Source organism: Microbacterium sp. NPDC057944, assembly GCF_042887445.1.
Taxonomy (GTDB): domain Bacteria; phylum Actinomycetota; class Actinomycetes; order Actinomycetales; family Microbacteriaceae; genus Microbacterium; species Microbacterium natoriense.
The window spans coordinates 1911908-1935086 of the sequence record NZ_JBHVPJ010000001.1 but is presented as its reverse complement, the minus strand read 5'-3'; the positions used below and the strand labels follow the sequence as shown (position 1 = coordinate 1935086).

The 23179-nt window shown below is 70.6% G+C and carries 17 protein-coding genes and 1 other RNA gene; 3 read left to right on the top strand and 15 right to left on the bottom strand.

Annotated features, from left to right (window positions below):
• Window position 1: 1 nt before the first annotated feature.
• The 13 genes from ACFVRO_RS08805 to ffs form a co-directional block, all read right to left on the bottom strand.
• Window positions 2–1474: a malate:quinone oxidoreductase gene (locus tag ACFVRO_RS08805; RefSeq protein WP_386951407.1), complete on the bottom strand. Its 1473-nt coding sequence runs from the start codon at window positions 1472–1474 to the stop codon at window positions 2–4.
• 87 nt (window positions 1475–1561) lie between these two features.
• Window positions 1562–2635: an aspartate-semialdehyde dehydrogenase gene (locus ACFVRO_RS08800; RefSeq protein ID WP_105674105.1), complete on the bottom strand. Its 1074-nt coding sequence runs from the start codon at window positions 2633–2635 to the stop codon at window positions 1562–1564.
• A gap of 194 nt (window positions 2636–2829) precedes the next feature.
• Window positions 2830–4110 carry an aspartate kinase gene (locus ACFVRO_RS08795; protein WP_105674171.1) on the bottom strand — a complete coding sequence of 427 codons (1281 nt, stop codon included), beginning with the start codon at window positions 4108–4110 and terminating at the stop codon, window positions 2830–2832.
• A 534-nt stretch (window positions 4111–4644) separates the two neighbouring features.
• Window positions 4645–5583 (bottom strand): DMT family transporter, encoded by a 939-nt coding sequence (locus ACFVRO_RS08790; RefSeq protein WP_386951404.1) that lies wholly within the window; start codon window positions 5581–5583, stop codon window positions 4645–4647.
• A complete protein-coding gene (recR, locus tag ACFVRO_RS08785) occupies window positions 5580–6173 on the bottom strand; it encodes a recombination mediator RecR (RefSeq protein WP_341941499.1) in 594 nt (197 codons plus the stop codon). The genes ACFVRO_RS08790 and recR overlap by 4 nt, the downstream gene beginning before the upstream one ends.
• Window positions 6173–8626, bottom strand: a complete 2454-nt coding sequence (locus ACFVRO_RS08780; RefSeq protein ID WP_386951402.1) for a DNA polymerase III subunit gamma and tau — start codon at window positions 8624–8626, stop codon at window positions 6173–6175. The genes recR and ACFVRO_RS08780 overlap by 1 nt, the downstream gene beginning before the upstream one ends.
• A 212-nt stretch (window positions 8627–8838) precedes the next feature.
• Window positions 8839–11319 (bottom strand): glycoside hydrolase family 65 protein, encoded by a 2481-nt coding sequence (locus ACFVRO_RS08775; RefSeq protein WP_386951400.1) that lies wholly within the window; start codon window positions 11317–11319, stop codon window positions 8839–8841.
• Window positions 11316–12110 carry a beta-phosphoglucomutase family hydrolase gene (locus tag ACFVRO_RS08770; protein WP_386951397.1) on the bottom strand — a complete coding sequence of 265 codons (795 nt, stop codon included), beginning with the start codon at window positions 12108–12110 and terminating at the stop codon, window positions 11316–11318. The genes ACFVRO_RS08775 and ACFVRO_RS08770 overlap by 4 nt, the downstream gene beginning before the upstream one ends.
• Before the next feature lie 82 nt (window positions 12111–12192).
• Entirely contained in the window at window positions 12193–13413 is a 1221-nt protein-coding gene (locus tag ACFVRO_RS08765; RefSeq protein ID WP_386951396.1) for an acetate/propionate family kinase, read from the bottom strand.
• A complete protein-coding gene (gene pta, locus ACFVRO_RS08760) occupies window positions 13410–15527 on the bottom strand; it encodes a phosphate acetyltransferase (protein WP_386951395.1) in 2118 nt (705 codons plus the stop codon). Before pta ends, ACFVRO_RS08765 begins: the two co-directional genes overlap by 4 nt.
• A gap of 4 nt (window positions 15528–15531) precedes the next feature.
• Window positions 15532–16251 (bottom strand): hypothetical protein, encoded by a 720-nt coding sequence (locus ACFVRO_RS08755; protein WP_386951392.1) that lies wholly within the window; start codon window positions 16249–16251, stop codon window positions 15532–15534.
• Window positions 16248–16841 carry a rhomboid family intramembrane serine protease gene (locus tag ACFVRO_RS08750; protein ID WP_386951389.1) on the bottom strand — a complete coding sequence of 198 codons (594 nt, stop codon included), beginning with the start codon at window positions 16839–16841 and terminating at the stop codon, window positions 16248–16250. Before ACFVRO_RS08750 ends, ACFVRO_RS08755 begins: the two co-directional genes overlap by 4 nt.
• Window positions 16842–16883: 42 nt before the next feature.
• Window positions 16884–16980, bottom strand: an RNA gene (gene ffs, locus ACFVRO_RS08745) — signal recognition particle sRNA small type.
• Window positions 16981–17087: 107 nt separating this feature from the next.
• On the opposite strand from ffs, the gene ACFVRO_RS08740 reads away from it, so the two are divergent.
• From ACFVRO_RS08740 to ACFVRO_RS08730, 3 genes are read left to right on the top strand one after another with little or no spacing between them, the layout of a single operon-like run.
• Window positions 17088–18077, top strand: a complete 990-nt coding sequence (locus ACFVRO_RS08740) for a MoxR family ATPase (protein WP_341941493.1) — start codon at window positions 17088–17090, stop codon at window positions 18075–18077.
• A gap of 12 nt (window positions 18078–18089) precedes the next feature.
• Window positions 18090–19280 carry a DUF58 domain-containing protein gene (locus tag ACFVRO_RS08735; protein WP_386951387.1) on the top strand — a complete coding sequence of 397 codons (1191 nt, stop codon included), beginning with the start codon at window positions 18090–18092 and terminating at the stop codon, window positions 19278–19280.
• Window positions 19267–21507 (top strand): transglutaminaseTgpA domain-containing protein, encoded by a 2241-nt coding sequence (locus ACFVRO_RS08730; protein WP_386951385.1) that lies wholly within the window; start codon window positions 19267–19269, stop codon window positions 21505–21507. The genes ACFVRO_RS08735 and ACFVRO_RS08730 overlap by 14 nt, the downstream gene beginning before the upstream one ends.
• Before the next feature lie 9 nt (window positions 21508–21516).
• Here the strand turns inward: ACFVRO_RS08730 and ACFVRO_RS08725 are convergent, their stop codons facing one another.
• Both ACFVRO_RS08725 and ACFVRO_RS08720 read right to left on the bottom strand, forming a co-directional pair.
• On the bottom strand, window positions 21517–22410 hold the full coding sequence (locus tag ACFVRO_RS08725) for a rhodanese-related sulfurtransferase (protein ID WP_386951382.1): 894 nt from the start codon (window positions 22408–22410) through the stop codon (window positions 21517–21519).
• Window positions 22411–22439: 29 nt separating this feature from the next.
• Window positions 22440–23159: a hypothetical protein gene (locus ACFVRO_RS08720; protein ID WP_386951379.1), complete on the bottom strand. Its 720-nt coding sequence runs from the start codon at window positions 23157–23159 to the stop codon at window positions 22440–22442.
• Window positions 23160–23179 lie beyond the last annotated feature (20 nt).

Below are 23179 nucleotides of genomic sequence, written 5' to 3'. Positions count from 1 at the left end.
ACTACGCGTTGATGCCGAGGACCTCGGCGGTCGCCGCCGTGGACCTCTCGGCAGCGGCGGCATCCTCGTTCAGCTTCTCGCCGAACGTCGGGATGAGGGCACGCAGCTCCGGCTCCCAGCTCGGGTACTCCTCGGGGAAGCACTTCTTGAGCAGGTCGAGCATGATCGGCACGGCCGTGGACGCGCCGGGCGAGGCGCCGAGCAGACCCGCGATCGACCCGTCGGCCGCGGAGACGACCTCGGTGCCGAACTGCAGGATCCCGCCCTTCTTGGCGTCCTTCTTCATCACCTGAGCGCGCTGACCGGCGTCGATGAGGGTCCAGTCCTCGTCCTTCGCCGTGGGCATGAAGGTGCGGAGGCTCTCGACCTTCTTGCGGTGGTTCTTCAGCAGCTCGCTCACCAGATACGTGATCAGGTCGGGATTCGCGAAGGCGACCCGCAGCATCGGCCAGAGGTTGTGCGTGCGCACCTGGGTGACGATGTCGAGCATCGAGCCCTGCTTGAGGAACTTGGGGCTGAAGGTCGCGAACGGGCCGAACATCAGGGAGGCCTCGCCGTCGACGACACGCGTGTCGAGGTGCGGCACGGACATCGGCGGGGCGCCGACGGATGCCTGCGAGTACACCTTCGCCTGGTGCTGCGCGACGACCTTCGGGTTGGAGGTCTTGAGGAACTGGCCGCCGATCGGGAAGACGCCGTAGCCCTTGATCTCGGGGATGCCGGAGCGCTGCAGCAGCTTGAGAGCCCAGCCGCCGGCGCCGACGAAGACGAAGCGCGCCTTGATCTGGTTCGGGGTGTGGCCGAGGGTATTGCGGTAGCCGAGCAGCCAGCCGCCGTCCTTCTGCTTCTTCAGGCTCTTGACCTCGTGGTTGAGACGCAGGTCGACGCCCGAGGCGGTGAGGTGATCGAAGAGCTGGTGGGTGAGCGCGCCGAAGTCGACGTCGGTGCCTGCGGGCACACGGGTCGCCGCGAACGGCTCGCCCTTGCGGCGCTGCTGCATGAGCAGGGGCGCCCACTTGTTGATGACCCGGGAGTCCTCGCTGTACTCGATGCCGTCGAACAGCGGCTGCTTCTTGAGGACCTCGTACCGGTCCTTCAGGTACGCCACGTCCTTCTCGCCACGCACGAACGTCATGTGCGGGGTCGCGTTGATGAACGTCTTCGGCGCGTCCAGGACGCCCTTCTCGACGAGGGACGACCAGAACTGACGGCTCTGCTGGAACTGCTCGTTGATCGAGACGGCCTTGGCCGGGTCGAGAGGCTGACCGGGCGTCTGCGGCATGTAGTTCAGCTCGCAGAGCGCCGCGTGACCGGTGCCGGCGTTGTTCCAGGGGTTGGACGACTCCTGCGCCACATCGGAGAGTCGCTCGAAGGCGACGATCTTCCAATCCGGCTGCAGCTGGTGCAGCAGGGTACCCAGGGTGGCGCTCATGATGCCACCACCGATCAAGACGACATCGACGGTTTCGGTCACCAGAACAGTCTAGTTCGCGGGCACGACCCGGCTGACCACACGGACCGGCCGGTCAGACCGGATCCGCATGGCCAGGATGCTCTCGGGCTATGACGCCGCGACGCTCAGTCGCTCGGCGAGGACCTCGGCGATCTGCACCGCGTTCAGCGCCGCGCCCTTGCGGAGGTTGTCGTTGCTGATGAACAGCACGAGACCCTTGCCCTCGGGCGCCGACTGATCGGCGCGGATGCGGCCGACGAAGCTCGGGTCCTTGCCCGCCGCGTACAGCGGAGTGGGGACCTCTTCGAGCACGACGCCGGGCGCCGCCGCGAGGACCTCGGTCGCGCGCGCAGGGGTGATGTCCCGCGCGAACTCGACGTGGATGGAGAGCGAGTGCCCGGTGAACACGGGGACGCGCACGCAGGTTCCCGCGACGCGGAGGTCGGGGAGCTCGAGGATCTTGCGGCTCTCGTTGCGGAGCTTCTTCTCCTCGTCGGTCTCGTTGTCGCCGTCGTCGACGAGGCTGCCGGCGAACGGGATGACGTCGAAGGCGATGGGCGCCACGTACTTCTCCGGCTGCGGGAAGTCGACCGCGGAGCCGTCGTGCACGAGACGGAGGGTGTCGCCCTGGGCGAGCACGCCCTCGACCTGGCCGAGCAGCTCCTGCGCTCCGGCGAGGCCGGATCCGGACACCGCCTGGTAGGTCGAGACGATGAGGCGCTCGAGACCCGCCTCGGCATCCAGCACCTTCAGCACCGGCATCGCGGCCATCGTGGTGCAGTTCGGGTTCGCGATGATGCCCTTGGGGCGCTCGTCGATCGCGTGCGGGTTGACCTCGCTCACCACGAGGGGCACCTCGGGGTCGTTGCGCCAAGCGCTGGAGTTGTCGACGACCACGGCACCGGCCTCGGCGAAGCGCGGGGCGTAGGCGCGGCTGGCGGTCGCGCCGGCCGAGAAGAGTGCGATGTCGATGCCCGCGGCATCCGCGGTCTCCACGTCTTCGACGATGACGGTCGCTCCGCCGAACTCGATGGCCGTGCCCGCCGATCGCGACGACGAGAACAGCCGCAGCTCGCGAATCGGGAAGGACCTCTCGGCAAGAATCTCGCGCATCACGGTGCCCACCTGGCCGGTGGCGCCCACGATGGCGACGGAGAGTCCTGAGTCGGAGATGCGGGTCATGATGTTCCTTGGCGTCGTACGTACTGCGTGCGAAGCGCGAGGCGCAGCGTCGGGATGCGGATGCCGCGCCTGGCGCCGATGTCAGGGTTTCCGCGAGTCTACCGCGGCGGGGAACTCGCCCAGGTCGTCGTGGCGGTTTTCACACCGTCGATGTCAGGATGCCGACGGCCCGGCGATTGCGTGCGAGCGGTGTCTCAGCGACCGGTGCCGGCGTGGACCGTGGCCTCGGCATCGCCGTCGAGTCCGTAGGCCGTGTGCACGGTGCGCGCGGCCTCGGCGAGGTCGGTGTCGCGCAGCACGACCGAGATGCGGATCTCGGAGGTCGAGATCATCTCGATGTTGATGCCGCCGGCCGACAGCGCCTCGAAGAGCGTCGCCGAGACACCCGAGTGCGTGCGCATGCCCGCCCCGACGACCGAGAGCTTGCCGATCTGGTCGTCGTGGATGAGGTTCTGGAAGCCGACCTCGGTCTGGTCGCCCGCCAGGGCCTTGAGCGCCGCGGCGGCATCCGCCTTGGGCACGGTGAAGGAGATGTCGGTGCGCCCGGTCGCGGAGACGTTCTGGACGATCATGTCGACGTTCGCGCCCGACTTGGCGACGATCTTGAAGATCTCGGCGGCCTTGCCGGGAACGTCCGGCACACCGGCGACGGTGATCTTGGCCTGGCTGAAGTCGGTGGCGACTCCGGCGACGATCGGCTCTTCCATGTCTGCTCCCTCGGATTCGCGGGGGTTCTTCATGCCCTCGCCCAGAACGTAGGTGCCCTCGGACGACGAGAACGTCGAACGGGCGTGGATCAGGACGCCGTGGCGGCGTGCGTACTCGACGGCGCGGATGTAGAGCACCTTGGCGCCGTTCGCGGCGAGCTCGAGCATCTCCTCGCTGGTGATGTGGTCGAGCTTCTGTGCCTTCGGGATGACGCGGGGGTCGGCGGTGAAGATGCCGTCCACGTCGCTGTAGATCTCGCACACGTCGGCGTCGAGCGCCGCCGCGAGGGCGACGGCCGTGGTGTCGGAGCCGCCGCGGCCGAGAGTGGTGATGTCACGGGTGTCGCGGTTGAAGCCCTGGAAGCCGGCGACGATCACGATCGCGCCCTCGTCGAGAGCCTCGCGCAGCCGCACGGGGGTGACGTCGACGATGCGGGCGGCGCCGTGCTGCGAATCGGTGATCATGCCCGCCTGGCTGCCGGTGAACGACCGCGCCTCGAAGCCCATCGAGTGGATGGCCATGGCCAGCAGCGCCATCGAGATGCGCTCACCGCTGGACAGCAGCATGTCGAGCTCGCGGGGCGCTGGGATCGGCGCGACCTCGTTGGCGAGATCGAGCAGCTCGTCGGTGGTGTCGCCCATCGCGCTGACGGCGACGACCACGTCGTGCCCCGCGCGACGCGTGTCGACGATGCGCTTGGCGACGCGCTTGATGCTCTCTGCGTCGGCGACAGAGGAGCCGCCGTACTTCTGCACGATGAGGGCCACGTTCACTCCCTGGGATGTCGGGCGGATCCGCCCACGCCCATTCTACGGAGACCCCGTATGCGCCGACGCGCATGTGACGAGGCCGGGCTCGAGGCGAGGCGGCGAAGGTTCGCACGCGGGCACAACTTCGGAGACCAGGGGCGACGAAGGTTCGCACGCGGGCACAACTTCGGAGACCAGGGGCGACGCACCGAGCACAACTTCGGAGACCAGGGACGACACACCGGACACAACCTCGGAGACCAGGGACGACACACCGGACACAACTTCGGAGACCGGAGGCGACACACCGGGCAGGGGCACCGATGACACGGCGTTTCGTTCGCGGCATCCGAAGTTGTGCCCGCGGAAGGACTCCGAGACAGACCGGCATCCGAAGTCATGCCCACGGAAGGACACCGAGACGGACCGGCATCCGACGTTGTGCCCGCGGAAGGACTCCGAGACAGACCGGCATCCGAAGTCATGCCCACGGAAAGACTCCGAGACGGACCGGTGTCCGACGTCGCGTCCACGACGGGACGGAAGCCGGGGTCAGGGCGCGGGCGGCAGCGGAGCGGGAGCGGATGCCGCAGGAGCGGATGCCGCTGGGCGGAGTCGGCCGCCCGTGCCGGCGAACCAGCATCCGGCGATGATCAACGGGAAGCCGATCACGAGTCCGAGCGTCAGCGGCTCGGAGAGGACGATGGCGCCCAGGATGATCGCCACGACCGGATTGACGTAGGTGAACAGCGGAGCGCGCACCGGGCCGACCTCACGGATCAGGGCGAAGAAGGCGAGGAACGCCACCGCGGTGCAGATGACCGCGAGGGCGATCAGCGCCCCGATCGACGGGAGGGTCGGCATCCGGTGCTGGGTGAGCAGCGCGATCGGCAGGTAGAGGACGCCGATCATCAGAAGAGAGAGGGTGATGGTGCCGATCGACGGCACATCGCCGAGCTTGCGCGCCACGATGAACGGCGCGATCGCGTAGAGCACCGCGACGAGCAGCACTTCGCCGGCCGCCAGCAGACTCACGTGCCCGCCGAACAGGCCGGGTCCTGCGACGACGATCGCGACGCCGATGAAGCCGACGACGAGACCGATCGCGCGAGCGGGACGCAGCACGCCGCGGTCGCCGCCGCCGAGGGCGATCAGAGCCGCGAACAGCGGCACCGTGGCGACGAGCAGCCCGGTCATGCCCGACGGCAGCGTCATCTCGGCATGCCCCAGCAACAGGAAGGGGCCGGCCATCTCGACGAGACCGAAGGCGAGCACCCACGGCCACATCTTGAGAGCGGCTCTGAGCGCGCCGGAGCGGATCGCGAACGGCAGCAGGAGGAGCGCCGCGATGAGGGTGCGTCCGGCGACGATGGCCGGCGGCGAGATGGACTCGACAGCGACGCTGATGAACAGGTACGGCACGCCCCACAGGAGGCACATCGCCGCGAAGAGCAGCCACCCCCGGCGGGTGAAGCCGGTGTGGGCGTTCACAGGACGCGCCGGCCCTCGAAGGCGCGTCCGAGGGTGACCTCGTCGGCGTACTCGAGGTCGCCGCCGACCGGGAGCCCGGAGGCCAGTCGCGAGACCGTGATCTGCATCGTGGTGAGGAGACGGCTGAGGTAGCTCGCCGTGGCCTCGCCCTCGAGGTTCGGGTTGGTCGCGAGGATGACCTCCTGGACCGTGCCGTCGGCGAGGCGGGTCATCAGCTGCGCGATGCGCAGGTCGTCGGGGCCGATGCCGGCGATCGGGCTGATCGCTCCGCCGAGCACGTGGTACAGCCCCCGGAACTCGCGGGTGCGCTCGATCGCCGCCACGTCCTTCGCGTCTTCGACCACGCAGATCAGGGCCGGGTTGCGGCGGGGGTCGCGGCAGATCGCGCAGCGGTCCTGCTCGGACACGTTGCCGCAGATCTCGCAGAACCGCACCCGCACGCGGATCTCGGTGAGCAGTTCCGCAAGGCGCGCGACATCGAACGTCGGCGTCTGCAGGATGTGGAACGCGATGCGCTGAGCGGATTTGGGGCCGATGCCCGGAAGCCGCCCGAACTCGTCGATCAGCTCTTGGACGATGCCGTCGTACATCAGGAGAACCTCGTCGGGGGCTCGTAGGGCTCTTCGCGCACGAACGTCGCGCCGAGCACCTGGCGGATCACGGCCTCGCCGTAGCGCTGCACTCCCCCGGCGGGGGTGCGCTCGGTGACGACGGGCGCCGGCGCGGAGCGCCGGGGTTCGGGAGCAGCGGATGCCGCTGTCGGCGCCGGTGCGCTCTGCTCGGGGCGCCGCGGCGGAGCGCTCGACATCGCCGGTTCGTAGGCGGGGTCGTAAGGCGGCTCGTCGTCGTAATACGGCGGCTCATCGGGCAGCGGGGGCTCATCGACGGACACCGGCGATGCCGCGGTCGGCGATGAGGAGACCGACGTCGCGGGCGCGGACGGGGCAGCGGCTGCCGTCGATCCCGGCGCGGACGGAGAAGGAGTAGCCGGAGTCGACGCAGCGTGAACCGAAGCCCCGGTCACCGGCACCGGCACCGGCACCGGCGACGTCGATGCTGCGGGAACTGGCGTCTCCGCCCCTCCGCCCGCGGCCACCCCCTGCCCGCCGGCCGACGGGATCGACGCGACGGCCCACTCCGTGACGGGACCGGCGGAATCACTGCGGACCTGCGGACGGGGTGACCCCGCTGACGCAGGCTCCGAAGCGGGCGCATCGCCGGACGGAGAAGAGGGCGACGAGGCGGCCGCGGGCCGTCGCGGCGCACCCCCCGCGGGCATGGGGGCCGGGCGGTACTTGACCGTCACCCCGAGCTCCTGCTCGATCGCCGTGCGCAGATGGTCGGACGGACCGGAACCCGGAACCGTCCCCTTGAACTTCTGGACGTCATGCTGACTCGTGAAGCCGAGAGTCAGCACCTCACTCGCGGTGTCGAACGCGAGCGGCTGCACCGCGGTGGCGAGCAGCCAGGACGTGCGGCTGATGTCTTCGAGACGCTTGAGGACGGCCGACCACGACCCCGAGATGCGCTCGAAGGTGACCGGGCCGGACGGCGCCGGAGCGGATGCCGCGGCGGGAGCCTCAGACGTCGACGGGGAATCCGGCGCCGGCTGAGCAGCCGAGTCCGCGGAGATCTCACCGCGCTCTGTCTCGCCCGCTCCGCTCCCTCGCGGGGCGACCGCGGGCGCAGGCGTCGGCGGGACGGCCGGCGTCTGTGCCGCTGGAGCCGCCGGTGCGGGGGCTGCCGGAGCTGATGCGGGAGCCGCAGGAGCCGGAGCCGGAGCAGCGGAAGCAGGGGCGGAGGCGGCAGGAGCGGAGGCTGCAGGAGCGGAAGCCGCGGACGCAGGGGCCGGAGCCGCCGCGGACGCAGGGGCCGCCGCGGGGCGAGCAGCGGCGGAGACGGGTGCGGGTGCCGCGGCATCCGCGCCTCCCCCGGCGAGCACGCGGGCGACCAGGAGCTCGAGATGCAGCCGAGGGGACGTCGCGCCGGACATGTCGTCGAGAGCGGCGCTCACGATGTCGGCGGTGCGCGAGAGACGAGCCGAGCCGAAGGAGGCCGCCTGCTCGCGCATGCGGTCCAGCTCATCGGCGGCGATGCCGCGCAGCACCGCGGAGGCACCCGCGCCGACGGCGGCGATCACGATCAGGTCGCGCAGCCGCTCGAGAAGGTCGTCGACGAATCGACGCGGATCCTGCCCGGTCTGCACGACCTTGTCGATCGCCGGGAACGCGGCGGCCGCGTCACCCGCAGCGAGCGCGTCGACGATCTCATCGAGCACGGTCGCGTGCGTGTAGCCGAGGAGAGCCACGGCGCGCTCATACGCGACGGTCACGGTCTCCGAGCCGGCGGGCGAGTCGGAACCGGCGATCAGCTGATCGAGCAGCGAGAGCGTGTCACGGGGCGATCCGCCTCCGGCGCGCACGACGAGCGGGAGGACTCCCTGCTCGACGACGACGCCCTCCTCGGTGCACAGCTTCTCGACGTACTCCAGCATCGCCGCGGGCGGAACGAGCCGGAACGGGTAGTGGTGCGTACGCGAACGGATCGTGCCGAGCACCTTCTCGGGCTCGGTCGTGGCGAAGATGAACTTGACGTGCTCCGGAGGCTCCTCGACGAGCTTGAGCAGGGCGTTGAAGCCCTGCGGCGTCACCATGTGCGCCTCGTCGAGGATGAAGATCTTGTACCGGTCGCGGCTCGGTGCGAACGTCGCGCGCTCGCGCAGATCGCGCGCATCGTCGACACCGTTGTGGCTCGCCGCGTCGATCTCGACGACGTCGAGGGATCCGCCGCCCGCGCGCGACAGCTCGATGCAGCTCGGGCACTTCCCGCAGGGGACGTCGGTCGGGCCCTCGGCGCAGTTCAGGCACCGCGCCAGGATGCGGGCCGACGTCGTCTTGCCGCAGCCGCGAGGACCGGAGAAGAGATAGGCGTGGCCGACTCTGTCGCCGCGCAGCGCGGTCATCAGCGGATCGGTCACCTGGGACTGCCCGATCATCTCGCCGAACGACTCGGGCCGGTAGCGGCGATAGAGGGCTGTAGTCACCAGACCAGCCTACGGCGTACCACGGACACTCGGGGCTCCCCCTCGAGGGACTTCGCGCCCCGCCCGGCATCCGCTCAGCCGCGCCCCGGCATCCGCTCATCCCCGCGCCGACGACGACGCCCCACCTGACCGCCGGCGCCCCACCGGATCGTCGTCAATCAGGTGCGGCGCCGACGAGCAGAGGGGGCGTCGACGGATACGGAGTGCGCGGCTCAGTCGATCGGCTCGATCACCGGGATCGACGTCGTGATGACGGGAACCGACGCTGACAGGCGCGTGCCGTCCTCGCGGCGCGCACCCTCGAACTGACGCAGCGTCGGGCGACCGGCGATGACGGGCCCCTGATCGGCCAGCGGCACGACGACGGCATCCTCCGTCGTGGCGACGAAGGCGGCGCCGCGCACGGTGAACGGCACGGGCTCGCCGGAGCGCACCTCGACCGTCAGCGCGTCCCTGGTCACCGTGACCTGGATCGCAGAGCCCTGCCACTGCAGCGGGTACGCGAGCGACGGCCAGTCGGCCGGGAGCCGCGGGTCGAAGCTGAGCTCGCCCGCGTAGTCGCGCATGCCGCCGAAGCCGCTCACCAGCGCGGTCCACACGCCGCCCGCCGACGCCACGTGCACACCGTCCGCCGCGTTGTGGTGCAGGTCGTGCAGGTCGACGAAGATCGACTGCTCGAAGTACTTCAGCGCGAGGTCCTGGTAGCCGACCTCGGCCGCCAGGATCGACTGCACGACGGCGGACAGCGTCGAGTCGCCCGTCGTCAGCGGGTCGTAGTAGTCGAAGTCGGCGCGCTTCTCCTCCGGCGTGAAGTGGTTGCCCTGCAGGAACAGCGCGAGCACGACATCGGCCTGCTTGAGCACCTGGAACCGGTAGATCACGAGGGGGTGGAAGTGCAGCAGCAGCGGACGCTGGGTCGCCGGAGTGTGCGCGAGGTCCCAGACCTCGCGCTCCAGGAACAGCGAGTCCTGCGGGTGGATGCCGAGGCCCTCGCTGTACGGGATGAACATCGCCTCCCCCGCGCGCTCCCACTCGTCGGCCTCGCCGGTGCCGAGGCCGGTGCGCTCCACGAGGAGGGCGTAGTCCTCCGGGAAGTCAGCGGCGATCTCTCGCACCACCTTCGCGGCGTAGCGCAGGTTGTAGCGCGCCATGACGTTCGTGTAGAGGTTGTCGTTCACGACGGTCGTGTACTCGTCGGGCCCCGTGACGCCGTGGATGTGGAAGGTCTCCCGGCCGTCGGACACCCGCCAGAAGCCGAGCGTCGCCCAGAGCCTGGCGGTCTCGATCGCGATGTCGGCGCCCTCGCGGCGCAGGAACTCCTCGTCTCCGGTGGCGCGCACGTACTTGCCGAGCGCGAAGCTCACGTCGGCGTTGATGTGGTACTGCGCGGTGCCGGCAGCGTAGTACGCCGAGGCCTCCTCGCCGTTGATCGTGCGCCACGGGAACAGGGCGCCGGCCTCGTTCAGCTGCTCGGCGCGGCGGCGCGCGGCGGGCAGCATCAGAACACGGGCACGCAGCGCGTTGCGCGCCCACTGCGGCGACGTGTAGGTGAGGAAGGGGAGCACGTAGATCTCGGTGTCCCAGAAGTAGTGGCCGCTGTAGCCGGACCCGGAGACGCCCTTGGCTGCGACGCCCGTGCCGTCGGCGCGCGCGGATGCCTGGGCGAGCTGAAGGAGGCACCAGCGGGTCGCCTGCTGCAGATCGTCGTGACCGCCGATCTGCACGTCGCTGCGCTCCCAGAAGGCGGCGAGCCATTCGGCCTGACGCTGGAACTGCGCGGCCACGCCCTCGACGACGACGCGATCGAGCGACCGTCGGCAGCGGTCGACCAGCTCACGCGGGGGCACTCCACGGGACGTGTGATAGCTGACGAGCTTGGTGACCGTGATCGGCACGCCCGCCTTCGCCTGCACGCGGAACACGTTCTTGGCGATGTCGGACTCGATCAGCGTGCGAGCGCTGTACTCGTTCTCCGTCTCGACGATGTGGTCGGCGACGACGGCCACCGTCATGCCCGACGCCGCGACGCGGTAGGACAGTGCGGAGCGCAGGCCGTCCTGCCAGTGCTCGGCGGGCTGCAGCACCCGCTCGGCGATCTTCTCGGCCTTGCGGGGGTCGAAGCCGGCGCCCTGCGCCTCCACAGGGGTTCCGGCGTAGACGCCGGCGCCGTCCTGTCGGTTCAGCAGCTGGCAGCTGATCGTCACGGGGGCGTCGGAGTTCTCCACGACGACCTCGAGCCGGAGGATCGCGAGGTGGCGCTCCTCGAAGCTGACGATGCGCTCGTCGCGCATGCGCACCCGCTTGCCCGACGGGGTCTCCCAGACGACGACCCGCTCCAGCACACCGGTGCGCATGTCGAGCGTGCGGCGGTACTCGCGCACGTCGGCGTCGTCGAAGGAGATGGGCTCGTCGTCGACGTAGACGCGCATGACCTTGGCATCCGGAGCGTTGACGATCGTCTGCCCCACCTCGGCGAAGCCGTACGCCTGCTCTGCGTGACGGATCGGCCAGGTCTCGTGCAGGCCGTTGATGAACGTGCCGTGCTCGTGCGCGCCGCGTCCCTCGATGTGGTTGCCGCGGAGTCCGAGGTAGCCGTTCCCGACGCCGAACAGCGTCTCACCCACCCCGTCTTCTGTGTAGCGCGTCTCGATCAGGCGCCAGGGGTCGACGGGGAAGCGGTCGCGGTCGATCATGCAATCTCCTCGGAGTCGGGTGCGAAAGCGGACAGGTCGTCGACGACGACGGTGGCTCCTGCGGCGCGCAGCGCGTCGGCGCCGGTCCCGCGGTCGACGCCGACCACGGTCGCGAAGCCGGCGGCCGCGGCGGACGCGGCGCCGGACGTCGCGTCCTCGACGGCCACGCTGCGGGCAGGGTCGACGCCGAGGGCGACGGCCCCGGCGCGGAACATGTCGGGCGCCGGCTTCGAGGCCAGCCCATCGTTCTCGGCGACGACGCCGTCGACGACGATGCGGAAGAAGGAGCGGATGCCGGCCGCGGCCAGCACCTCCTCCGCGTTCTTCGAGCTCGACACCACGCCGAGCGGGATGCCTGAGGCGCTCAGCCGCTCGATCAGGGCGAGGGAGCCCGGGAAGGGCGCGATGCCCTCGCTGCGCAGCGACGCGGCGAAGGCGTCGTTCTTGCGGTTGCCGATGCCGCAGATCGTGTCGGCGTCCGGGGTGTCGTCGACCGCACCCCACGGGATCTCGACGTTGCGGCTGCGCATCAGGCTGGCGACCCCGTCATAGCGCTTCTTGCCGTCGACGTAGTCGAAGTAGTCGGCATCCGTGTAGGGGGGCTCGATGCTCCATTTCGCGAAGACATCGTCGAACACGACCTTCCATGCGCGCATGTGCACCTCGGCGGTCGGCGTGAGCACGCCGTCGAGGTCGAAGAGCACGCCGTCGGCGGCGAGCAGATCGGGAAGGGCTTCGGGCACAGGAGCCTCCAGGAGAAGGACGAGGGGGTCGGCACCTCTCCGTGCCACTGTGCCAGCGTAGTGCGGAGGGCCGGGTGAGGTAACCCCCGAATACGCCGGTGTCGGACTCGTGGGTCGCGCGAGCGGATGCTCAGAGCAGCTCGGCGGTCTGACGCGCGATCTGCAGCTCCTCGTTCGTCGGCACGACGAGCACCGTCACCGGGGAGTCGTCGGTGGAGATGCGCCGGATTCCGCGTTCACGGGCGGTGTTGCGGGCGGGATCGATCTCGACTCCGGCGAATCCGAGCGTCGCCATCGCCTCGGCGCGCACGGGCGCCGCGTTCTCGCCGACTCCCGCGGTGAACGAGATCACGTCGACCCCTCCGAGCTGCGCGATGTAAGCGCCCGCGTAGGCGCGGAGCCGGTGGACGTAGACGTCGAAGGCGAGCGTCGCCGCCTCCTCCCCCGCCTCGCGACCAGCGAGGATGTCGCGCATGTCGCTGCGCCCGGCGAGCCCCGCCAGTCCGCTGCGGGTGTTGAGCAGAACGTCGAGGGCGTCGATCGTGTACCCGGCCCGGCGCGCGAGATGCACCAGCGCCGCGGGGTCGATGTCTCCCGACCGCGTGCCCATCACGAGTCCCTCGAGCGGGGTGAGCCCCATCGACGTCTCGACGGATCGGCCGCCGTCGATCGCCGTGACGGAGGCCCCGTTGCCGAGGTGGAACACGATCTGGCGGAGCGTCGAGAGGTCGCGCCCGAGGAAGGCCGCCGCGGCCTCGCTGACGTACTGGTGGCTGGTGCCGTGGAAGCCGTAGCGCCGCACCCTGTGCTCGCGGGCGAGCTCCGCGTCGATCGCGTACGTGTACGCCGCGGGCGGGAGCGTCTGGTGGAAGGCGGTGTCGAAGACAGCGACGTGCGGCACATCGGGGAACACGGCCTCCGCCGCGAGGATGCCGGCGAGGTTGGCCGGGTTGTGCAGCGGCGCCAGCACCGCGAGCTCCTCGATCTGGCGCTCGACGTCGGCGTCGATCAGCGTGGGGGCGAAGAAGCGCGCCCCGCCGTGCACGACGCGGTGACCGACGGCCACGGGCGGATGCTCCTCGAGGGAGGGCCCGTGGGCGGCGAACTGCTCGAGCATGACCGCGAACGCCGCATCGTGGTCGGCGATGTGCTGCTCGCTGCGATAGTCGGCGTCGAGCATCGTGACGACGGCATCCGCTGTCGTGTCCGGTCGGACCGTGTGCCGAACCGGGCTCGACTCCTGGCCGATCCTCTCGATCAGGCCGCTCGCGAGCTCGTGCTCGCTCTCGATGTCGATCAGGCTGTACTTGAGCGACGAGGAGCCGCTGTTGATGACGAGGATGGCGCTCATGCCGCCCCTCCCTGGGCCTGGATCGCCGTGATCGCCACGGTGTTCACGATGTCGTCGACCAGCGCCCCGCGGGAGAGGTCGTTGATCGGCTTGTTCAGCCCCTGCAGCACGGGGCCGATCGCGACCGCTCCCGCCGATCGCTGCACGGCCTTGTAGGTGTTGTTGCCGGTGTTCAGGTCGGGGAACACGAACACGGTGGCCCGTCCTGCGACGGCCGAGTCGGGGAGCTTCGCCTTGGCGACGGCGGCGTCGGCCGCGGCGTCGTACTGGATCGGCCCCTCGACCAGAAGCTCCGGCGCCCGCTCGTGCACGAGGGCCGTGGCCGCGCGGACCTTGTCGACATCGGCTCCTGAACCGGACTCCCCCGTCGAGTACGACAGCATGGCGATCCGCGGCTCGATGCCGAACTGCCGCGCGGTGGCCGCGGAGGAGATCGCGATGTCGGCGAGCTGCTCGCTCGTCGGATCGGGGATGACGGCGCAGTCGCCGTACACGAGCACGCGGTCGGCGAGCGCCATCAGGAACACGCTGGAGACGACCTTCACGCCGGGCTTCGTCTTGATGATCTCGAACGACGGTCGGATCGTGTGCGCGGTGGTGTGCGCGGCGCCGGAGACCATGCCGTCGGCGAGGCCGGTGTGCACCATCATGGTGCCGAAGTACGACACGTCCGTGACCGTGTCGGCGGCCTGCGCGAGCGTGATGCCCTTGTGCGCGCGCAGCCGCGCGTACTCGGCGGCGAAGCGCTCGACGAGCTCGGGGTCGTGGGGGCTGAGCACCTGCGCCGCCGAGATGTCGGCGCCGAGCTCGATCGCTCTCGCGCGCACCGTGGCCTCGTCGCCCAGGATCGTCAGATCCGCCACCTCCCGGGCGAGCAGCGTGGACGCGGCCTGGAGGATGCGGTCGTCGTCGCCCTCGGGCAGGACGATGCGCCGCCGGTCGGCGCGGGCGCGCTCGATGAGGCCGTACTCGAACATCAGCGGCGTGACGACGCGCGACTCGGCCAGGCCCACCTGGGTGGTGAGCTCGGCGACGTCGACGTGCGTCTGGAAGAGGCTGAGCGCCCGGTCGTAGCGCGCCCTCGAGTCGGGCGAGATGCGCCCTCGTGCACCCATCACGCGCACCGCGGTGTCGTAGGTGCCGAGATCGGTCGCGATGATCGGCACCGTCGACGTGAAGCCGTCGAGCAGCCGCACGATCGGCTCCGGCAGCGGGAACGGGCCGTTGAGGATGATGCCCGAGACGCGCGGGAAGGTACCGGACGCGTCGGCGAGGAGGGTGGCGAGCAGCACCTCGGTGCGGTCGGCCGGGATCACCACGACCGATTCCTCCGTGATGCGCGGCAGCACGTTCACCATCGACATGCCGGCGACCACGATGGTGAGGGCCTCGCGGGCGAGACGGTCGGGGTCGCCCTTGATGAGGCGTCCGTCGACGGCGGAGAGGATGCCGCGGATCGACGGCGCGACGAGCGTGCGGTCCTCGGGGATCGCCCACACCGGAGTGCTCCGCGCCGGACGCACGGCCGAGACCGCGTCGGCGACGTCGTCCAGCGCTTCGGGGTCGGCGCGGTTCACGATGACCGCGAACAGCTCGGCGCGCTCGGCCTCGAGCTCCGCGAGCGCGAGGGCGGCGATCTGCCCGACGGCGGCGGCCGAGCGGGCCGTCGTGGTGCCGAGCTGCTCCGCCTGGCGCTGACCGTCGCGACCCGAGAGCACGAGCAGCACGGGAGCGGCGAGGTTCGCCGCGATGCGCGCGTTGTAGCCGAGCTCGGCCGGGCTCGCGACGTCGGTGTAGTCGCTGCCGACGATCACGACGGCGTCGCACTGCGCCTCGACCGCCTTGAAGCGGGAGACGATGGTCGACAGCGCGCGCTCTGGATCGTCGCGCACGTCGTCGTAGGTGACGCCGACGCAGAGGTCGTAGTCGAGATGGACGCCGTCGTGCGCGAGCATCAGCTCGAGGATCTCGTCGCGATCCGCCACCGAGCGGGCGATCGGGCGGAACACGCCCACACGCGGGCTGACGCGCATCAGCGCGTCGAGCACTCCGAGCGCGATCGTCGACTTGCCGGTATGGCCTTCGGCCGAGGTGATGTAGATGCTCTGCGCCACGGGCTCAGCCTAGACGCGCCGCCTGTGCGGCGCCCGCGTCCGGCGCCGTGCATCCGCTCGTGAGGGCGTCGACCACGGCGGTCGCGTCCTCCTGGTACCGCGTGTAGTAGTCGGCATCCGTGTTGACCTGCACGCGGTGGATCGCGTGCGACGCCGGCATCTGCTGCCAGCCCTCCAGCGTCGAGAGCTTGCCGTAGAACAGCGTGGCGGCCGTCGCCGGGTCCATCCGCTGCTCGGCGCTGCCCCACCAGTCCTGCTGCTGGAAGAGCCCGATGCTGGTGGTCCTGGTCCCGTCGGGGTTGCGGAATCCCGACGTCTCCCAGTCTCCGTAGTCGATGTTGCGCAGGCTGCTCTCGCCCATCGCGGTCATCACCCCGAGGATCTGCCCGTCGCGTCCGAATCCGAGGGCGGATGCCGTGAGCATGATGGTCGCGGCGTTGTCCAGCTGCTCCCCCTCCCAGCCGGCGATCCCCGCATCGGGGAAGCCGGCGGGCTCCGTCGCGCAGTAGACGGCGGGCTCGTGGGCGAGTCCGAGCGGGATCAGCACGGCCGCGCCGACCACGACGACGATCGCCGCGCTCCACAGCGAGATGCGGCGCAGCATCCGCCTGCGCTGCGACCGGAGCTGGGCGCGGCGACGCGGCGACGGCCTGCGGCGACGCGATCGAGCGCGGGTGGAGGAGCGGCGGGCCGTCGGCCTGCGCCCTGTGCGCGTCTTCGTCATGTGCGGCGATCCGGACGCCGTCCGGCGAACGCGGCGAGCGCACCGCCGACGGCCCCGAACAGGTGGCCCTGCCAGGAGACGCCGGCACCCGCGCCGAAGATGCCCGTGAGCATGGTGCCGCCGTAGATCCCGATGACGACGAGCGCGACCACGGCGTAGAGGATGCGGTGCGAGACGCGGCCCGGCGCGAACACCCTGGCGACGAGGTAGCCGAAGTAGCCGAAGACGAGACCGGAGGCGCCGACCGTGAGGGTGCCGGGGGCGTTCACGAGCCAGGTGCCGAGCCCGCCGATGACCGTCGCGAACGCGGTGACCGCCCAGAATCTGCGGGGGCCCTCGATCGCGACGATGCAGCCGAGGACGAGGAAGGGCACCGAGTTGCCGATCAGGTGCGGCCACCCGGAGTGCAGGAGCGGCGCGAGCACGATGCCGCCGAGTCCCGCCGGGTCCCAGGAGCGGATGCCGAAGACGGAGAACGAGCCGGGGAGGATGCTGTCGGCCAGCTGCACGATCCACATCACGGCGAGCAGCGCCACAGGAGAGGCGAATCGACTCAGCGTTCTCGGCTGCTGCTGCTCCACGGTGCTCACCCGTCGATTCTCGCAGGACGTCCTGAGGAGTCGCCGGGCAAAAGAAAAGACCCTCCGCGCACCCAGCAGAGCCCGGTTACCCTTGCTGCGTTTCCGCCCTGGGGGAATTGGCCTGGATGCCGCCGCGCGGAGAGCCGTCGTCAAGTCTAGCCGACGAGAGCAGGGCCGATGAACAGGTTCAGGGACCTGCAGAGAGGTTACGATCGGATCACGCGCGCAACGCTGCGCTCACGCGAGAGGGAACGCATGCTGGAGAACTCCCCCCTGAGTACGACCTCGATCACCGCCGAGCAGTTCGCGGAGCAGACAGCCGCGATCCTCGGCTCGGTGGGTCAGGTCATCGACGGCAAGCCGGATGCCGTGCGCAGCGCCCTCGTCTGTCTGCTCGCCGAGGGGCACCTGCTCATCGAGGACGTCCCCGGCGTCGGCAAGACGATGCTGGCGCGGGCCCTCGCCGCGAGCGTGGACGCGACCGTCCGCCGCATCCAGTTCACCCCCGACCTCCTGCCGGGAGACGTCACCGGCGTGAGCGTCTACAACCCGGTGGATCGCGAGTTCGAGTTCAAGCAGGGCGCCGTGTTCGCGCACATCGTGATCGCCGACGAGATCAACCGCTCGTCCCCGAAGACCCAGTCGGCGCTGCTGGAGGCGATGGAGGAGGGCCAGGTCACGGTCGACGGCTCCACGCATCCCCTGCCGCAGCCCTTCCTCGTCGTCGCGACCCAGAATCCGCTGGAGATGGAGGGCACCTACGCTCTGCCCGAGGCGCAGCGCGACCGCTTCATGATGCGCATCTCGATGGGCTACCCGGATGCCGCGGCAGAGGCGCTCATGATCCGACAGCGCGACACGGTGAGCCCGCTCGCGGGAGTCACGGCCGTCGCCGATGCGGCATCCATCTCCGGCCTGATCGCCTGGGCGCGGTCGGTGCACGTCGCCCCCGCCATCGAGGAGTACACGGTCGCCCTCGCTCAGGCGACGAGGAACGACCCGAACCTCCACCTGGGTGCGAGCCCGCGAGCGACCCTGCAGCTCATCAGGTCCGCGAAGGTGTGGGCGGCGCTCGACGGCCGCGACTTCGTGATCCCCGATGATGTGACGGCCCTGCTGATCCCGGTGCTCGCCCACCGTCTTCTCCCCGCGCGCGGAGCCCACCGCGCCGGCGCCCAGCCGGTGGAGGCGGCCCTGCGTCAGATCGTGGAGCGCGTGCGCGTGCCGGTGGCGTCCCGCGCCTGAGCGGCGGACAGCATGAGACGACGTCGAGCCCTCACCGCCAGGGGCGCAGGTGCGCTCATCGCGGGTCTCGGCTGCCTGCTCGCGGCGAACCTCGTGGGGGCGCCGATCCTCATCTACGTCGGCATCCTCCTCCTCGCCCTCACCGTGTTCTCGCTGCTGGCGGTGCACATGCCGCGGCGCAACGGCGCGGTCGCCCGGCAGATCTCCACCGATCTCCTGACGGTGGCCGAGACCTCGCGGGTGACGCTGCGGTTCGATCTGCGCGCGATCCGCATCCCGCACGGCCTGTGGCGCGACGTCCTCCCCGATGCGGTGTCGGGCGACTCGGCCGGGGAGTACCCGCCCGAGAGCGGGCAGCTGAGCTATCTCATCACCGGCGTGCGCCGCGGCGTCTGGGCGATCGGACCGCTGGTGCTGCGCACCGTCGACCCCTTCGGCATCGCTCAGCGCGAGCAGGCCTTCGGCGAGACCCGCACCGTGACCGTCGTGCCGGAGATCATCACGCTCGCCCCGCTCGCCGTCAAGGTGGGAGCGGCGGGCGGCACCGCCCACACCTCCTCGAGCAGGCTCGGGCAGGGCAGCGACAACCTCTCGCCGCGCCGGTACATCGCCGGCGACTCCATGCGGCGCATCCACTGGCGTGCGACCGCGCACCGCGGGCAGCTGATGGTCAGACAGGAAGAGGAGGAGTCGAGCCCCGACGCCCTCGTCGTGCTCGATCGCAGTTCGGCGCGCTGGGCCGCGCCCGGTGAGGACGCCGATCCGGCCTTCGAGGCCGCCGTCTCGCTGTGCGCCTCCGCCGCGGTGCATCTCGTGCAGGAGGGCTACGGGGTCGACGTGGTCGACAGCGCGGGAATCCTGCTCGGCACCCTCCGCGGACACGAGGAGGACAGGGAGGGTCTGCTGGTCGCTCTCGCGATGGTCACTCCACGGGGCGAGCCGCGCGACCTCGCGACGGTCATGGGAGGCACCCCGCCCGGCCCGCTCGTCTACATCACCGGGCGCCTCGACGAGGAGACGGCCGAACGGCTGCGCCCTGCCGGCGCCGCGGCGCCCATGCTCTTCGCCGCCGAGCTCGACGAGGGCGTGGAGCAGACCGCCGTCCACCACGGCTGGCGTGTGGCCGTTCTCGGCCCCGACCTCGCCGAAGCGTGGGAGGACGCGCTCCCGGAGCGGATGGGGGTCGGCGATGTCTCGCGCTGAGCCCCGTGCTCCTCGTCTGTCGTGGCATCGCGACCACGAGCTGAGCGAGAGCCGCATCGCCCAGGGCGCCCTCGCCGCCGCGGCGGCCTTCGTCGCGGTGTGGCCCTACACCTCCGTGATCAAGCCGGGCGCCTGGTCCTTCACCGTCGTCACGGTGGTCCTCATCATCGCGGCGGTCGGGGTCGCCGTGCGCACCCTGCTGCTCCGCCGGAAGCGCTGGATCCGGGAGACCGCGGCCATGATCGCGCAGGCGGTCGCGGCGCTCGGCGTCCTCACGATTCTCGTCGCCGGAGACACCGCGATCTTCGGAGTCGTGCCCACCTCATCGACCTTCACCGTGTTCAGCTCCCTCGCCGCGACGGCCTGGGAGCAGGTCGTGTTCGGCACCGCTCCGCTCGACAGCACGCCGGGTCTCCGCGTGATCATGGGCGCCGGCTTCGCTCTCGTCGCGCTCCTCCTCGACCAGCTCGTCGCCCAGCGGAGCGCCGTCCTGGCCAGTGTTCTCGTCGCCGTCGTCGGCGCGACGCCGATGATCGTCACGCTCGGAGACGCGAACGTCGTGTGGTTCGTGATGCTCGGAGTCATGATCCTGCTGCTGTTCCGGCAGTCCGCGAAACGCAACTCCGAGTCCCCCCGCCGCGTGTCCACGGGCATCGCGGTGGGCGCCGGAGCCGCCGCCGTCGCCGCGGCGCTCGTCATCGCGCCCATCATTCCCGTCTCGGCATCCCTCGCCGGCACGGGCGTCGGCGTCAGCGTCGACGCGTCGCTGCGCCTGGGGAACGACCTGCGTCAGCCCGACCCGGTCGAGGTGCTCACGCTCGCGACGGCGGAGAACACCGCTCCGTACCTCCGACTGACCACCCTGTCCCGCTTCGACGGCAGGGTCTGGCATCCGGATCGCGGTGACACCCAGTCGCTGAGCGACGGCTTCGGGGCCGCGGAGTGGACGGAGGACGTCGCCGCGAAGGATGTCACGACCTCGATCCGCGTGCTGCGCATGTCGAGCTCGTGGCTGCCCGTTCCCTACCCCGCGACGAGCGTCCAGGGTCTGAGCGGCGCCTGGAAGCTGATGCCGGAGAACCGCACGATCGTCTCGAAGACCGCGGATGCCGTCGGAAACGACTACACGGTCGCGTCGCTCAGGGTGAATCCGTCGCTGGAGCAGATCAGAGCCGTGCCCGCGGCCGCGGCGGTGGTCGACCCCGACGACGAGCCGCTGGAGCTCCCCGACGTCATCCCGAACACGGCGCGCGAGGTCACGGCGGACGCCACGAGCGACTACGACCGTCTGATCGCACTGCAGACCTGGTTCCGCACCGAGTTCTCCTACTCTCTGGAGACGCCGGTCGATGAGGGCTTCGACGGCACCGGCGCGGACGCCGTCGCGCAGTTCCTCGACGTACGATCCGGATACTGCGTGCATTTCGCCGGCGCCTTCGCCCTGATGGCGCAGAGCCTGGGGATGGACGTCCGCATCGTCGTCGGATACCTGCCGGGCACGCGCACCGACGAGAAGCGCGGCGAAGAGACCATCTACTCTGTCTCCAGCGATCAGCTGCACTCCTGGCCGGAGGTCCTCTTCCCCGGCATCGGCTGGGTGCCGTTCGAGCCGACGGCCTCTCTCGGCGTGCCCACGGCGTTCGCATCGGCGACGACGACGGGCTCCGGCCCTGGGGGCGCGGCCACCCCCGCGCCCACGACGGCCCCGACCTCGGAGGCCACGAGCGGCCCCGAGATCGATCGGACAGATGCGGGCGGAAACACCGGCGGCGCCAGCGCCCTGCGTCAGCTCGACCCGATGCCGGTCGTGCTCACCGCGTTCGGAGCGCTGCTCGTGCTCCTGCTGCCGGCGCTGATCCGCCTCGGCATCGGCACGGCGCGACGTCGCCGAGCACGACGGGGAGATGCGGCGTCCGCGTGGGCCGAGCTGCGCGCCACGCTGATCGACCTGCGCATCGCGCTGTCGGATGCCGATTCGCCCCGCTCGCGCGGCGCGGCCCTCGTGTCCGAGCACGGCGTGGATCCGGAGGCGATGCGGGTGCTGACGGATGCCGTCGAGCGCGCGACCTATGCGCGCTCTGCCGACCCGGCGGATCTGTCCCCCGCTCTGGGCGAGGTTCTCGCACAGCTGCGTCGCAGCGTCGATCGGCCGTCGCGGCTCAGGGCGCTGCTGCTTCCGCGTTCGCTGTTCGCCGGGCGCGGCTCGCAGGCCCCGCTGCTCGTCTGACGGGAGTGCTCAGGCGTGCACGTGGACCGGGCACGGCACCGCCGCGCATGCGTCGCACACGACCAGCTGGACCCGGCACGAGAGGTCGGGGCAGTTGGCCGTGCGGTTCGTCGCCGTTCCGCACCCCGCGCACTCTCCGATCACGGCTGCGTGGTCGGAGAAGTCGACCGAGCCGCGCTTGTCGAACACGTAGAGCGAGCCCTCCCAGAGGCCGTCGTCTCCGTACTGCTCGCCATAGCGGACGATGCCGCCCTCGAGCTGATACACCTCGCCGAAGCCCCGCGACGCCATCAGGCTCGACAGCACTTCGCACCGGATGCCGCCCGTGCAGTAGGTGACGACCGGCTTGCCCTTGAGGTCGTCGTAGGCTCCGGAATCGAGGAGCTGCACGAAGTCCCGCGTGGTCTCCGTATCGGGGACGATCGCGTCGCGGAAGCGTCCGATCTGCGCTTCGAGCGCGTTGCGCCCGTCGAAGAAGACGACCTCGTCTCCTCGTTCGTCCATCAGCGCGTGCAGGGCCTCCGGCGAGAGCCGGGTGCCGCCTCCGATGACGCCGTGCTCGTCGACCCTGAGCTCCCCCGGCGCACCGAAGGACACGATCTCCTCCCTCACCTTCACGCTGAGCTTGGGGAAGTCGATGCTGCGGCCGTCGGCATCCACACCCGTCCCCTCGCTCCACTTGATGTCGGCGCCTTTGAACGGCGCGTACGAGCGGAACGAGCGCGCCCACTTCTTGAGCGCGACGAGATCGCCGCCGAGCGTGCCGTTGACGCCGTCCTTCGAGATCACGAGCCGCCCGCGGAGGCCGAGCGCCTCGCCGAGGTCACGCTGCCAGAGCCGGATGGCCTCGGGGTCGGCGAGCGGGGTGAAGACGTAGAACAGGACGATCTTGGGGGTTGCCACCAGGGAATCCTACGTCGTGACCACGCCCTTCAGAGACGGTCGCGGCGACGCAGCACCAGGACCACGACCACGGCGAGCGCGACCGCCCACCCCGTCGCCACGAGCGACGCGACGGGAGCGGCGAGCCCGTCGTCGGCGAGGCCCGCGGCCGACAGCAGCGCGCTGAGCGGAAGGATCCTCGCGACGTCCGGCGCGGCATCCGACAGCAGGAGAGCCGGCGACAGCGTCGCGGGCACGACGAACAGCACGAGGACCGGGCTGCGCACCAGCACGCCGACGAGATACCCCCACAGCCCCGCCGCCGCGAGGATGCCGACAGCGGCGGCAGCCTCCGGAACGCTCAACAGCGCGCGACCGGTGACGAGGAGGAACGCCGCCTGGATCACCGCGATCCCGAACACCCCGAAGAGGAGCGTCGAGGCCACGGCGGAGACCGCGCGCGATCCGAGGACCACCACGCCGGAGGTGAAGAGATGATCGCGCGCCAGCACGCCCGATCGGTCGGCGAGCGCCGGGCCCAGCGCTCCCAGCACCGCCGCGAGGATCACCAGCCCGCCGACGAGAGATGCGCTCATGGTGGCTCCTAGTGCATCGACGACGGCGGGCGGCGCCGATCGCACATCGCTCGGCAGCGACGCCGCGATCGACAGCCCCGAGAGCAGCGCGACGGGGAGGAACACCCAGGGCAGGGGGTCTCCGCGCAGCCGTCGCAGCTCCGCGGAGAGCCCGCGGACGACCTGCCCGCGCATCGGGCCGCCCCACGGCCTCG